This is a genomic window from Pseudomonas sp. PAMC 29040, assembly GCF_003994535.1.
Lineage (GTDB): Bacteria > Pseudomonadota > Gammaproteobacteria > Pseudomonadales > Pseudomonadaceae > Aquipseudomonas > Aquipseudomonas paraversuta.
Window position 1 is genome coordinate 63809 of sequence record NZ_RZAA01000008.1, and the last position, 13691, is coordinate 77499.

Consider the following 13691-nt stretch of genomic DNA (forward strand, 5'->3'; position numbering starts at 1 on the left):
TGAAACAGCTCGCTCCTACAAAGGGTGGGGCTCGGGTTTAAACCGCAGCGTTATAAAACTGTTCGCTGGATTTCTGATCCATCAGCGCGTGCTCAATGGCTGCCTGATGCACTTCGTCAGCGTGGTCCTCACCGGCCTCGGGCAAGATGCCCAGGCGGCTGAACAGCTGCATGTCCTTATCGGCCTGGGGGTTGGCCGTGGTCAGCAATTTATCGCCATAGAAAATCGAGTTGGCCCCGGCAAAGAACGCGAGTGCCTGCATCTGCTCGTTCATCGCTTCACGCCCCGCCGATAGCCGTACATGGCTCTGCGGCATCATGATGCGCGCCACCGCCAGCATGCGGATGAAATCAAACGGGTCGATATCTTCCGCGTTTTCCATCGGCGTACCGGCCACTTTCACCAGCATGTTGATCGGCACCGATTCCGGATGCCCGGGCAAGTTGGCCAGCTGAATCAGCAGATTGGCCCGGTCATCCAGCGACTCGCCCATGCCCAGGATCCCGCCGGAGCAGATTTTCATCCCGCTATCACGCACGTAACTCAGGGTTTGCAGGCGCTCGCTGTAAGTGCGGGTGGTGATGATGCTGGTGTAGAACTCGGGCGAGGTGTCGAGGTTGTGGTTGTAGTAATCGAGCCCGGCGTGGGCCAGCGCGCTGGTTTGCTCCTGGTCGAGCTTGCCCAGGGTCATGCAGGTTTCCAGCCCCAGCGCCTTGACCCCTTTGACCATTTCCAGCACGTAGGGCATGTCCTTGGCCGAAGGATGTTTCCAGGCTGCACCCATGCAAAAACGGGTGGCGCCGATCGACTTGGCCCGTGCCGCTTCTTCCAGCACTGCCTGGACCTGCATCAACTTCTCTTTGGCCAGGCCGGTGTTGTAATGGCCTGACTGCGGACAATATTTGCAATCTTCCGGGCAGGCCCCGGTCTTGATCGAAAGCAGCGTCGAAACCTGCACCCGATTGGCGTCGAAATGTGCGCGGTGAACGGTCTGTGCCTGGAATAACAGATCATTGAATGGCTGAACAAACAATGCGCGAACTTCGGCTAAGGACCAATCATGTCGCAAGTTGGCAAGGGTGCTGGCGCTCATCGGCGTTTCTCTTGATTTATGCTTTGACTTGAACCTGAAGCAAGGGCTTCAGACACGGCACGGATGCCCGGCATGTTTAAGGATGCAAGATGAACTGTCAACCACATTGGATTAGACTGGTTGACATCTGGTTATTTAATAACCAGACCTGTTTATTGTGCGATGAGGCGCTCAAGGGCGTTTTACCGATCTGCCGTGCCTGTGAGCCTGAGCTGCCCTGGCTGGGTGATTGCTGCCTGCGCTGCGCCTTGCCACTCCCGGCGGCCCGGTTGACCTGCGGTGAATGCCTCAAGCAACCGCCTGCGTTCGAGCAGGTGCATGCGGCCTGGGCGTACGGCTTTCCGGTCGACAGCCTGATCGTGGGTTTCAAACACAACAGTAAATGGCCCTATGGCCGGCTGTTGGCCGAACTTCTAGGCCAATGCCTGCTTGATAGCTTCAACTGCGGCCAAGAGCGACCCGACTTCTTGCTGCCGGTACCGCTGTCCGTTCAGCGCCTGCGCCAACGTGGCTATAACCAGGCAGCCATGCTCAGTCACTGGCTCAGTGCCCGGTTGAACATCCCCTGCCGAGAACACTGGTTACTGCGCACCCAGGACACCCCCACGCAACAGGCGCTGGACGCCAAAGCCCGCAAGCGCAATCTGTTGCAAGCCTTCGGCCTGAGCCCGGGAGCGCAGGTCCAGGGCCTGCACCTGGCGCTGATTGATGACGTACTGACCACCGGCGCCACCGCTGAAAGCCTGGCGCGCCTGCTGCTCAAAGCCGGGGCTCGGCGGGTCGACGTGTATTGCCTGGCCCGCACCCCGAAACCTGACGGAGCGCCTTGACGGGCCCGGGTTGAACAGGCACTTTCCGGGCTTCCAGCCGCCTTGCGAATCCGCCGTCATGCACCTGCCCTCCTTGCTTGCACAACACATGGTCCGCCGCCCGCAGCGTATTGCGCTGTTACAGCACATTGCCGAACAGGGCTCGATCACTGCGGCGGCCAAAAGTGCGGGCATCAGCTACAAGGCAGCATGGGATGCCATTGATGAACTGAACAACCTGGCGCAAACCGCACTGGTTCAGCGCAGCGTTGGCGGCAAAGGCGGGGGCGGGGCGCGGCTGTCCGTTGCCGGAGAGCGGGTACTGCGTCTTTACCAGCGCTTGCAGGTGCTACAGAGCCAGGTGCTGGATGCCGCCGAAGACACCGAAGACCTCGACCTGCTGGGGCGCCTGATGCTCAGAACCAGCGCCCGCAACCAGTTGCACGGCAACGTGACTGCCATATCCAGCCATGGCCATAACGACATGATTGAGCTCGCCCTGGCGGGCGGTCTGAGCCTGCACGCGCAAATCACCCGCGACAGTACCCTGCGCCTGGAACTGCAGATCGGCAGCCCGGTGGTCGCCCTGATCAAGGCCGGCTGGCTGCAACTGGTGGCTGCCAAACAGGTGCCCGCCCCGGGGCACAATCATCTGCAGGGGCGCATTGAGCAAATCCTCCACGCCGACGATGGCCCCAGCGAAGTGCGCATCAGCCTGTCCGGCGGCCAGGTTTTGTGCGCCCTGAGCGAGCCGCAACACCTTGAAATACTTGGCGCAAAGACGGGGGATGCAACCCAGGTGCAGTTCTCGCCGTCGCTGGTGTTGTTGGGCACCCCGCTGTAACGGCCACCACGGCCGCTTGCAACACGGCTGTCATACCCGCGGCTTATGGTGGCTGGCAAAATCGTCTGCGAGCCGAGCCTGACATGACCCTGTTAAAAGAAGACCAACCCACCGACCTTGAGCAGATCATCGGCCTCAGTCGACGTGGCTTTATCGGCGCCGGCGCCTTGTGCGGTGCTGCCATGTTTTTGGGCGGCGGCCTGCTGAGCCGCAGCGCCCTGGCTACCGGCATCAGCGCCGCCTCCAGCCCGTTGCTGGGTTTTGACAGTATCAAGGCGGCCACCACTGACAGTATCAGCCTGCCACCCGGCTATCGCTCCAGCGTACTGATCAGCTGGGGTCAGCCACTGCACGCCGCAGGCCCGGCGTTCGACCCCGACGGTAACGGCTCGGCCAGGGACCAGGAAGTGCAATTCGGCGACAACAATGACGGCATGAGCCTGTTCGCCTTCGCCGATGACCCGAACCGCGCCCTGATGGCCATCAACAACGAGTACACCAACTACCGCTATCTGTACCCCCACGGCGGCATGCCCGCCTCCCTTGAACAAGTGCATAAAGCCCAGGCCAGTGAAGGCGTATCGGTCATTGAAATCCGCCGCACCGGCAACGGATGGGCGTTTGCCCAGGGCTCGCCGTTCAACCGGCGCATACATGGCAATACACCGATTCGCCTGGGTGGCCCGGCGGCCGGTCATGCCTTGCTGCGCACCCGGGCCGACAACACCGGCACCCTGGCCCTGGGCACCTTCCAGAACTGCGCCAATGGCAAAACCCCATGGGGCACCTACCTGACCTGTGAAGAGAACTTCACCGACTGTTTCGGCAGTTCTGACCCCAGGCAAGCCTTCGACACCGCGCAAAAACGCTATGGCGCCGTGGCCGCCAGTAAAGAAATCAACTGGCACCCCCATGACCCGCGATTCGATCTGGCGGTCAACCCCAACGAACTCAATCGCCACGGCTGGGTGGTGGAAATTGACCCGTTCGACCCGCACTCGATGCCCGTCAAACGCACAGCGCTGGGCCGCTTCAAGCACGAGAACGCCGCCCTGGCCGAAACCGCCGATGGCCGGGCGGTGGTCTATATGGGCGATGACGAACGCGGCGAATTTATCTACAAATTCATCAGCCGCGACCGGATCAACCATAAAGACCCCAAGGCCAATCGCGACCTGCTGGACCACGGCACTCTTTACGTTGCCCGCTTTGACGACGGCGACAAAAACCCCGACCTGCCCAGGGGGCAGGGTCAGTGGGTTGAATTGAGCCATGGCAAAAACGGCATCGATTCCGCCGGCGGCTTCGCCAACCAGGGCGAAGTACTGATTCACGCACGCCTGGCAGGCAGCGCGGTGAATGCCACGCGCATGGACCGCCCGGAATGGATAGTGGTCAGCCCCAAGGACGGGCAGGTCTATTGCACCCTGACCAACAACGCCAAGCGCGGCGAAGACGGGCAACCGGTCGGCGGGCCCAACCCCCGGGAGAAGAATGTCTACGGACAGATCCTGCGCTGGAAAGCCCGCAACGACGATCACGGCACCGACACCTTCGACTGGGACCTGTTTGTAGTCGCCGGCAACCCGCTGGTGCATGCCGGACAAGCCAAGGGTGGTTCTTCCAACATCACCCCGCAAAACATGTTCAACAGCCCCGACGGTCTGGGCTTCGACGACGCCGGACGCCTGTGGATCCAGACCGATGGCGATTCCGGCAATAGCGGGGACTTCGCCGGCATGGGCAATAACCAGATGCTCTGTGCCGACCCGGCAAGCGGTGAAATCCGCCGTTTCATGGTCGGGCCGATCGGTTGCGAAGTGACCGGCATCAGCTTCTCGCCAGACCAGAAAACCCTGTTCGTCGGCATCCAGCATCCCGGTGAAAACGGTGGATCGACCTTCCCCGAGCACTTGCCCAACGGCAAGCCACGCTCTTCGGTCATGGCCATCAGTCGCGAAGATGGCGGCATCATCGGCGCCTGATGACCGCAGGCCCATCTGTGGGAGCCGGCGTTGTGCCTCAATCGCCGGTAGCCACAGGTTTAGTGCCAGATCGTTCCCGGTCTGCGCTAACATGCATGGCCGGACGCGGCAGCCTGCTGCGCGCAGGAGTCAGCATGTCTCATCCGTTTGCAACACTTACCCCTGATCTGGTGCTCGACGCCGTCGAAAGCATCGGTTTCCTGAGCGATGCCCGCGTGCTCGCGCTCAACAGCTACGAAAATCGCGTGTACCAGGTCGGCATCGAAGACTCGGAACCGCTGATCGCCAAATTCTACCGACCGCAACGCTGGACCAACGAAGCCATCCTCGAAGAACACCGCTTCACCTTCGAGCTCGCCGACCTTGACGTCCCGGTGGTCGCACCGATGATTCACAACGGTCAGAGCCTGTTTGAACACGCAGGCTTTCGCTTCACCCTGTTTCCGCGCCGTGGCGGCCGTGCGCCGGAGCCCGGCAATCTCGACCAGCTGTACCGCCTGGGGCAATTGCTGGGGCGCCTGCATGCCGTGGGGGCAACCAAGCCGTTTGAACACCGCGAAGCGCTGGGGGTGAAGAACTTTGGTCACGACTCCCTCACCACCCTGCTCGAAGGCAATTTCATCCCGCGCAGCCTGCTGCCGGCCTACGAGTCCGTGGCCCGTGACCTGCTAAAGCGTGTCGAAGACGTGTACGCCGCCACCCCGCACACCAACATCCGCATGCACGGTGATTGCCACCCCGGCAACATGATGTGCCGTGATGAAGTGTTCCATATCGTCGACCTCGACGACTGCCGCATGGGGCCTGCGGTGCAGGATCTGTGGATGATGCTTGCAGGTGATCGTCAGGAATGCCTGGGCCAGTTGTCAGAATTGATGGACGGCTACAGCGAGTTCCATGACTTCAACCCGCGGGAACTGGCGTTGATCGAACCGCTGCGGGCCTTGCGCCTGATGCATTACAGCGCCTGGCTGGCGCGCCGCTGGGACGACCCGGCGTTCCCCCACAGCTTCCCGTGGTTTGGCACCGAGCGTTACTGGGGCGACCAGGTGCTGGCTTTGCGCGAGCAACTGTCAGCGCTCAATGAAGAACCGCTGAAGCTGTTCTGACCCCCTCCGTTTTCTGTAGGTGCGAGCTTGTTCGCGGGTTTTTGACTACCCGGTAAACGAACAGCCCGGACCTACAAAAACTTTGCTCGCAATCTGTAAAACCTGCTTACACTCTTGGCCTGTTCCGTATCCGTTAGTTGCCTAAGCAAGGACTCTGCATGCAAGCCGCCAACCCGCGTCGCGGGTACATTTTAGGCCTCACCGCCTATATCATCTGGGGCATCTTCCCGCTCTACTTCAAACTCCTGGCCAGTGTCCCCGCGGCCGAGATCATCGTAAACCGGGTGCTCTGGTCCGCACTGTTCGGCTCTTTGTTGCTGCTGTTCTGGAAACACCCCGGTTGGTGGCAGGAACTGCGCGACAACCCCAGGCGCCTCGGCGTGCTGGCCATCAGCGGGCTGTTGATTGCGGTCAACTGGCTGACCTATGTGTGGGCGGTCAATAACGACCGCATGCTGGAAGCCAGCCTCGGGTACTACATCAACCCGCTGGTCAATGTATTGCTTGGCATGCTGCTGCTGGGGGAGCGTTTACGCCGCCTGCAATGGCTGGCCGTAGGGCTGGCCGCCCTTGGCGTGGCGCAGCAGGTGTGGCAAGTGGGCAGCCTGCCGTGGGTGTCCCTGGTGCTGGCGCTGAGCTTCGGCTTTTACGGGCTGATCCGCAAACAGGCGCCCGTCAAGGCACTGCCCGGGCTGGTGGTCGAAACCTGGATTCTGGTGCCCCTCGCCATTGGCTGGCTGCTCATGCACCCCGAGGCCAACAGTGCCCATACGGAGTTCTGGAGCAGTAAGGAAGCCTGGCTACTGGTGGCTGCAGGTCCGGCAACGTTGATCCCGCTGGTGAGCTTCAACGCCGCCGCAAGGCACTTGCCCTACACCACCCTGGGCTTTATGCAGTACATCGCGCCGACACTGGTACTGATTCTGGCGGTGTGGGTGTTTGGCGAGCATCTGTCAGAAGCCACACTGATGGCCTTTATGTTTATCTGGGCCGGTCTGGCGATCTATACCCTTGATGCAGTGCTGACCCTGCGCCGGGGATAGGGGGCGTGCCCAATCAGTTTCCACAGCACGCAGGTTCTGCTGTTGTGCAGCGCGGGAAGCGAAGCTGAATCATTCCAAACCAGCTTCGCGCAACACGGCCCTGCGCAACAGCAGGGTCGGCCCCTAGTCCTCGGGGCGCAACTCGAGCCCGACCATCAACTCGTCGGCCAGGGTTTCCAGGCGCGCCTGCAACACCTCCAGCGAGAGCGTCAGCGGTACCGCCAGAATGGCCTCGGCATGAAACAGCGGCTCGTTGCTCATGGGCGCGGGTCGCACATCCGTCACCAGACGCTCCAGATTCACTCCCTGCTCCGTCAGCACCCGGGTAATGTCGCGCACTATGCCCGGACGGTCATTTCCCACCAGGTCCATGGCAATCGGCTTCCAGGTGCAAGACTGCTCGATCCCGCTTTCGGCGATCAACACCCGAATCCCGTCCGGCGCCAGGCCGTGCAGCGCAGCGATCAATTCATCATGGGCTTCAGCCGGCACGCCTACGCGCAAGATCCCGGCGAATTGCCCGGCCATCCGTGACATCCGGCTTTCCAGCCAGTTGCCGCCATGCTCGGCGATGCATTGGGCAATACGTTCGACCTGCCCGGCCTTGTCCGGGGCAAAGACCGTAATCACAAGATGGTTCATGGCGGGGACTCTCTTGTTAGGGGTCGGATGAGTATAGGCAAGACCCCGGGTGCCACTTCAGGTGCCACAAAAACACCTCGAAAGAACAAATTGTGTACTGTTTTTAGAATTATCTGGAACAAGCTGTACAATTCTTGAGAACATCCTGTTCTTCTGTATGACCGATAGCGTACAAATGGTCGCAGAACGACGTGATTAGTCTGATTTTCACATCTGCAATTGATCATGTAGTATCCCTTGGCGACCACTACATAATTTGTAATATGGTTCGCCAAGGCGTCTGCTACACCCCGCACAACCCCGCCAGCATGAGCTAACGCGGTGTTTTAAGAAGCGCTCCAGGCTTTAAATAAAAATGAGTGAGGCAAGCAATGACTGAACACGTTCACGTCGGTGGCCTGCAGGTCGCCAAAGTCCTGTTCGACTTCGTAAACAACGAAGCCATTCCCGGTACCGGCCTCGACGCCGACCAGTTCTGGGCCGGTGCCGACAAGGTTATTCATGACCTGGCACCCAAGAACAAAGCACTGCTCGCCAAACGCGATGATTTGCAGGCGCGGATCGACGCCTGGCACCAGGCTCAGGCCGGCAAGGCCCATGACGCCGTGGCTTATAAAGCCTTCTTGCAAGACATCGGGTATCTGCAGCCAGAAGCGGCGGATTTCCAGGCAACGACACAGAACGTCGACGACGAAATCGCCCGCATGGCAGGTCCCCAACTGGTGGTCCCGGTGATGAATGCGCGCTTTGCCCTCAACGCCTCGAACGCCCGCTGGGGGTCGTTGTATGACGCGTTGTACGGCACCGATGCCATCAGCGAAACCGATGGCGCCACCCGGGGCAAAGGCTACAACAAGGTCCGTGGCGACAAAGTGATCGCCTTCGCCCGCGCCTTCCTCGACGACGCCGCGCCCCTGGCAACAGGTTCCCACGTTGACGCCACAGGCTACGCCATTGTTGGCGGCGCCTTGCAGGTGAGCCTCAAGGGCGGCGCCAGCAGCGGCCTGCGCGACACTGCGCAACTGACCGGCTACCACGGCGCGGCTGCGGCACCGACCGCCGTGTTGCTCAAACACAATGGCCTGCACTTCGAAATCCAGATCGACGCTGCCAGCCCGGTCGGCCAGACCGACGCTGCCGGGGTCAAAGACGTGCTGATGGAAGCCGCGCTGACCACCATCATGGACTGCGAAGACTCAGTCGCCGCCGTCGATGCTGACGACAAGGTGGTGATCTACCGCAACTGGCTCGGCCTGATGAAGGGCGACCTGAGCGAGCAAGTATCCAAGGGCGGCACAACCTTCACCCGCACCATGAACCCGGACCGCGAATACACCGCGCCCGACGGCGGCACTGTCAGCCTGCACGGCCGGTCGTTGTTGTTCGTGCGCAACGTGGGTCACTTGATGACCATCGATGCGATCCTCGACAAAGACGGCAACGAAGTACCTGAAGGCATTCTCGACGGCCTGCTGACCAGCCTGGCAGCGATCCATAGCCTCAATGGCAAAGCGACCCGCACCAACAGCCGCACCGGGTCGGTGTACATCGTCAAACCGAAAATGCACGGCGCTGAAGAAGCGGCGTTCACCAACGAGCTGTTCGGCCGCATCGAAGATGTCCTGAAGCTGCCACGCAACACGCTCAAAGTCGGGATCATGGACGAAGAGCGCCGCACCACCATCAACCTCAAGGCCTGCATCAAGGCCGCCAGCGAGCGGGTGGTGTTTATCAACACCGGCTTCCTGGACCGTACTGGCGACGAGATTCACACCTCGATGGAAGCCGGGCCAATGGTGCGCAAGGCGGACATGAAGTCCGAAAAATGGATTAGCGCGTACGAAAACAACAACGTCGATGTCGGCTTGAGTACTGGCCTGCAAGGTCGTGCGCAAATCGGTAAAGGCATGTGGGCCATGCCCGACCTGATGGCTGCCATGCTGGAGCAGAAAATCGCTCACCCGCTGGCCGGCGCCAACACCGCCTGGGTGCCTTCGCCGACGGCAGCCGCCCTGCATGCGCTGCACTACCACAAGGTTGACGTGTTCGCCCGTCAGGCCGAACTGGCCAAACGCGCCCCGGCCTCCGTGGACGACATCCTGACCATCCCGCTGGCCGTTAGCCCGCAGTGGACGCCCGAGCAGATCCAGAACGAACTGGACAACAACTCCCAGGGCATTCTCGGTTACGTGGTGCGCTGGATCGACCAGGGCGTTGGTTGTTCGAAAGTACCGGACATCAATGACATCGGCCTGATGGAAGACCGTGCGACGCTGCGCATTTCCAGCCAGCACATCGCCAACTGGCTGCGCCATGGCATCGTCAACCAGACCCAGGTACTTGAAAGCCTCAAGCGCATGGCTCCGGTGGTCGACCGTCAAAATGCCAACGACGCGCTGTACCGTCCGCTGGCACCGGACTTCGACAGCAACATCGCCTTCCAGGCAGCGGTTGAACTGGTGATCGAAGGCAGCAAACAGCCAAACGGATACACCGAGCCTGTTCTGCACCGTCGTCGTCGCGAGTTCAAAGCCAGGAATGGTTTGTAACAAACCCCGAAAACCGCAAGCCCCTGCAGAGCGCTGTCTTTGCAGGGGCTTGCGGGTCCCGGGATATTCTCAATAACGCCGTGTTTACCCTGTAAACACGGCGTTATTGTTTAAAGCCCTCCCGCACCAGCTCGCCCCTGCAGTTGAGATCGCCGTTGTTCAAGCGAACCGCATTGCGGCCATGTGCCGGGCTACAACGCCAGTTCCTGCTTGATCAGCTTGAGCAACTTGGCGGTGTCGATGGGTTTGAGCAGGAAATCCACCACGTTGAGGTGCATCGCATCGATGGCATCACGCACTCCTGCATCGCCCGACATGATGATGATCGGCAAGCTTGCCCGCTCGGATGCGCGCACCTTGCGGATCAGGTGCAGGCCATCGTGGGGCACCATGCGCAAATCGGTGAGTATCAGCCCGATGGAGTGTTCAGACTTCAACAACGCCAGCGCCTGACGTTCATTTCTTGCGGTCACACACTCAATGCCGCTCAAGGTCAAAAACTCCGCCAGCAACTCGCAGGCCAACTCATCATCGTCAACAATCAACACCCCATGCTGCTCCGGCACAGGTGTTCGCATCACCTCGTTCAAGGCCTCGCGTTCGGCGTCGGTCAATATGTCGTGTTCAGTCATGCGGCTCTCGTAAACTGTCCTGCCGGTCAAATATCCCAGCGTTAAAGTCGGTTAATCCTTGATCGGATCAATGTGCACCCAGATCAGAGTAATTCCAAGTCCGGCATCAGGGTAAACAAGGAAATAGTCTGTAAGCATTCGCAAAAACTTCAACAGGCCTCTTCCCCATAGACTTACGTCCAATGGGCACCCGCGCCCAGACAACCGAGCATGAGGGTCACAACACGCCATGGGCCCGCCCCGTCCCGTCATAACAACAATGCGGTAATGGTAATGAGTAAATCGGATGCATTTCTCCAGGCAGGGAAAACTGCGGTGCTGCAGAACATTCACGGCACCATGCAATTCTTGCAGCGATTCCCGCCCTTCAACCAAATGGAAAATACGCACCTGGCATTCCTGGTGGAGCAGTGCCAGCTGCGCTTCTACGGGCCCGGTGAGAGCATCATCCGACCGACTGACGGGCCGGTGGATCACTTCTATATCGTCAAGCAGGGCCGGGTGGTGGGCGAACGGACCCATGTAGGCCGTGAAGACGCCGAGACCACCTTTGAAATCACTGCCGGCGAATGCTTTCCGCTGGCCGCGTTGCTGGGCGAGCGCGCCACCCGTACCGAACATCTGGCCGCCGAAGACACCTTTTGCCTGCAACTCAACAAGCCTGCATTTATCAAATTGTTCGCCCTGTCCGACGAGTTCCGCGACTTTGCCCTGCGTGGCGTCAGCAGCTTGCTCGACAAGGTCAATCAACAGGTGCAGCGAAAAGCCGTAGAAACCCTCGGCACGCAATATTCACTCAACACCCGCCTCGGTGAACTGGCCATGCGCCACCCGGTGACCTGTCTGCCGGACACCGCGCTGCGTGAAGCTGTGCGCCTGATGCACGAACAGCAGGTGGGCAGCATTGTGGTGGTGGACGGGCACAAAGCGCCGCTGGGCATCTTCACCCTGCGCGACCTGCGCCAGGTGGTGGCCAGCGGGATTCAGGATTTCGCCCAAACCATCGACCTGTACATGACCCCCGGGCCGTTTTACCTGTCCCCCGATCACAGCGCCTTCGACGCCGCCATCGCCATGACCGAGCGCCATATTGCCCATGTGTGCCTGGTCAAGGATCAGCGCCTGTGCGGCGTAGTCTCCGAGCGCGATCTGTTTTCTCTGCAACGGGTTGACCTGGTTCATCTGGCCCGCACCATCCGCCATGCCCCCCGGCTGGAAAACCTGATCAGCCTGCGCGGCGAGATCGGGCAACTGGTGGAACGCATGCTGGCCCACGGCGCGTCCTCAACCCAGATCACCCACATCATCACCCAGCTCAACGACCACACCGTGTGCCGGGTCATCGAGCTGGTGCTGGCCGACCGTGGCGATCCTGGCGTGCCCTTCAGCTGGCTGTGCTTTGGCAGCGAAGGGCGACGCGAGCAAACCCTGCATACCGACCAGGACAACGGCATTTTATTCGAGGCCAGGGACGCCACCCAGGCCGCTGAAATCCGCCAGCGCCTGCTGCCCATCGCACAGCAGATCAACCATCATCTGGCGGCATGCGGCTTTACCCTGTGCAAGGGCAATGTCATGGCCGGCAACCCGGAACTGTGCTTGTCGCGCGCCGAATGGGCCCGCCGTTTCGCCGCCTTCATTCGCGAGGCAACCCCCGAAAACCTGTTGGCCTCGAGCATCTATTTCGACCTGCGGGTGGTCTGGGGTGACGAACAGGGCTGCCAGCAACTGCGCCGCGGCATTCTCGAACAAGTGGCCGACAACCGCCTGTTCCAGCGCATGATGGCCGCCAACGCCCTGCGCCATAGCCCGCCGGTGGGGCGTTTCCGTGAGTTTGTACTGGAGCGCAAAGGCAGCGACAAAGCCACCCTGGACCTCAAGGTGCAGGGCCTCACGCCGTTCGTCGACGGTGCACGGCTGCTGGCACTGGCCCACGGCGTGGAAGCCAACAACACCCTGGAACGCCTGCGCCAGCTGGTGACCCTGGAAGTGATCGAGGCACTGGACGGCGCGGCCTATGAAGAGGCCTACCACTTCATCCAGCAAACCCGCATGCAACAGCACCAGTTGCAAACCCGGGAGAACCGCCCGTATTCCAACCGTGTCGACCCGGACAGCCTGAACCAGCTGGACCGGCGCATCCTGCGTGAAGCCCTGCGCCAGGCCCAGCGCCTGCAGAGCAGCCTGGCCCTGCGGTATCAACTATGAGCCTGCTGTCCTGGTTGCTGCCGCGTAAAAAGCCGGTCTTGAGCCCTGAGCAACAACAACGGGTGCTGCAACTGCCGGCACCACCCGGGCTGAGCGAGGCCTCACTGCGCCAACAGCGCTGGGTGGTGGTCGACCTGGAAACCAGCGGCCTGAACCTCAATCGCGACCAGGTGCTGTCGATTGGCGCGATGGTCATCGAAGATGGTGCCATCGATCTGGGCCAGGCGTTCGAACGCACCCTGTTGCGCCCCGACAACACCCTCAACCCCAGCGTGTTGCTGCATGGTCTGAGCCCGGAAGCAATTGCCGCGGGCAGTGATCCGGTGGATGCCCTGCTGGACTTTATGGCCTTTGTCGGTGACAGCCCGCTGCTGGCCTTTCACGCCCCATTTGACCAGCACATGCTGGGGCGTGCCCTTAAAGACAGCCTGGGCTACCGCCTGCAGCACCCGTTTCTGGATGTGGCGGCCCTGGCGCCGATGCTGTGCCCGCAGGTCAATCCGCGAGAGGCGGGGCTTGATCACTGGATCCGGCACTTCAACCTGCAAGTCGAAGACCGCCACAACGCCAGCGCCGACGCCCTGGTCACAGCCGAACTGGCGTTGATCCTGTTCAGCCGCGCACGCACGCAACAGATCGACAGCCCCCTGGCCCTGCAGCAGCGGCTAAACCAGTGGCAGCGACGCAAACAAGCCCATAGCTTCTGACACCGGACTCGACTCCTGAAGCGACACCACAGCTGACTTCACACCTGTAGGAGCGAGCTTGCTCGCGCGC

General features: G+C 60.9%; 11 protein-coding genes. 8 read left to right on the forward strand and 3 right to left on the reverse strand.

Annotated elements, in window-relative coordinates:
- Positions 1–37 precede the first annotated feature (37 nt).
- Positions 38–1093 (reverse strand): biotin synthase BioB, encoded by a 1056-nt coding sequence (gene bioB / locus WG29040_RS15710; RefSeq protein WP_004419470.1) that lies wholly within the window; start codon positions 1091–1093, stop codon positions 38–40.
- Between the two features lie 89 nt (positions 1094–1182).
- Here bioB and WG29040_RS15715 point away from each other — a divergent pair, with 89 nt between their 5' ends.
- The 5 genes from WG29040_RS15715 to rarD all read left to right on the forward strand — a co-directional run bounded on the left by WG29040_RS15715 (position 1183) and on the right by rarD (position 6883).
- Complete coding sequence (locus WG29040_RS15715; protein WP_127196510.1) at positions 1183–1923, forward strand: ComF family protein; 741 nt, start codon at positions 1183–1185, stop codon at positions 1921–1923.
- 58 nt (positions 1924–1981) lie between these two features.
- Positions 1982–2746 carry a TOBE domain-containing protein gene (locus WG29040_RS15720; RefSeq protein WP_004419474.1) on the forward strand — a complete coding sequence of 255 codons (765 nt, stop codon included), beginning with the start codon at positions 1982–1984 and terminating at the stop codon, positions 2744–2746.
- An 83-nt stretch (positions 2747–2829) separates the two neighbouring features.
- Complete coding sequence (locus tag WG29040_RS15725; protein ID WP_127196511.1) at positions 2830–4731, forward strand: PhoX family phosphatase; 1902 nt, start codon at positions 2830–2832, stop codon at positions 4729–4731.
- Between the two features lie 134 nt (positions 4732–4865).
- Entirely contained in the window at positions 4866–5840 is a 975-nt protein-coding gene (locus WG29040_RS15730; protein WP_004419476.1) for a serine/threonine protein kinase, read from the forward strand.
- A gap of 158 nt (positions 5841–5998) precedes the next feature.
- Positions 5999–6883, forward strand: a complete 885-nt coding sequence (rarD, locus tag WG29040_RS15735; protein WP_127196512.1) for an EamA family transporter RarD — start codon at positions 5999–6001, stop codon at positions 6881–6883.
- Between the two features lie 123 nt (positions 6884–7006).
- On the opposite strand, the gene WG29040_RS15740 is transcribed toward rarD, so the two are convergent.
- The gene (locus WG29040_RS15740; RefSeq protein ID WP_004419479.1) at positions 7007–7525 is read right to left on the reverse strand and encodes a glycine cleavage system protein R; all 519 of its coding nucleotides are present in this window, start codon (positions 7523–7525) and stop codon (positions 7007–7009) included.
- Between the two features lie 371 nt (positions 7526–7896).
- Here WG29040_RS15740 and WG29040_RS15745 point away from each other — a divergent pair, with 371 nt between their 5' ends.
- Positions 7897–10074 (forward strand): malate synthase G, encoded by a 2178-nt coding sequence (locus tag WG29040_RS15745; protein ID WP_004419480.1) that lies wholly within the window; start codon positions 7897–7899, stop codon positions 10072–10074.
- A gap of 191 nt (positions 10075–10265) precedes the next feature.
- Here WG29040_RS15745 and WG29040_RS15750 read toward each other — a convergent pair whose 3' ends face one another.
- Positions 10266–10706: a response regulator gene (locus tag WG29040_RS15750; protein ID WP_004419482.1), complete on the reverse strand. Its 441-nt coding sequence runs from the start codon at positions 10704–10706 to the stop codon at positions 10266–10268.
- Between the two features lie 273 nt (positions 10707–10979).
- On the opposite strand from WG29040_RS15750, the gene WG29040_RS15755 reads away from it, so the two are divergent.
- Positions 10980–12914 carry a putative nucleotidyltransferase substrate binding domain-containing protein gene (locus WG29040_RS15755; protein WP_010656677.1) on the forward strand — a complete coding sequence of 645 codons (1935 nt, stop codon included), beginning with the start codon at positions 10980–10982 and terminating at the stop codon, positions 12912–12914.
- Positions 12911–13621 carry a PolC-type DNA polymerase III gene (locus WG29040_RS15760; protein WP_004419485.1) on the forward strand — a complete coding sequence of 237 codons (711 nt, stop codon included), beginning with the start codon at positions 12911–12913 and terminating at the stop codon, positions 13619–13621. The genes WG29040_RS15755 and WG29040_RS15760 overlap by 4 nt, the downstream gene beginning before the upstream one ends.
- The last annotated feature ends 70 nt before the right edge of the window (positions 13622–13691 follow it).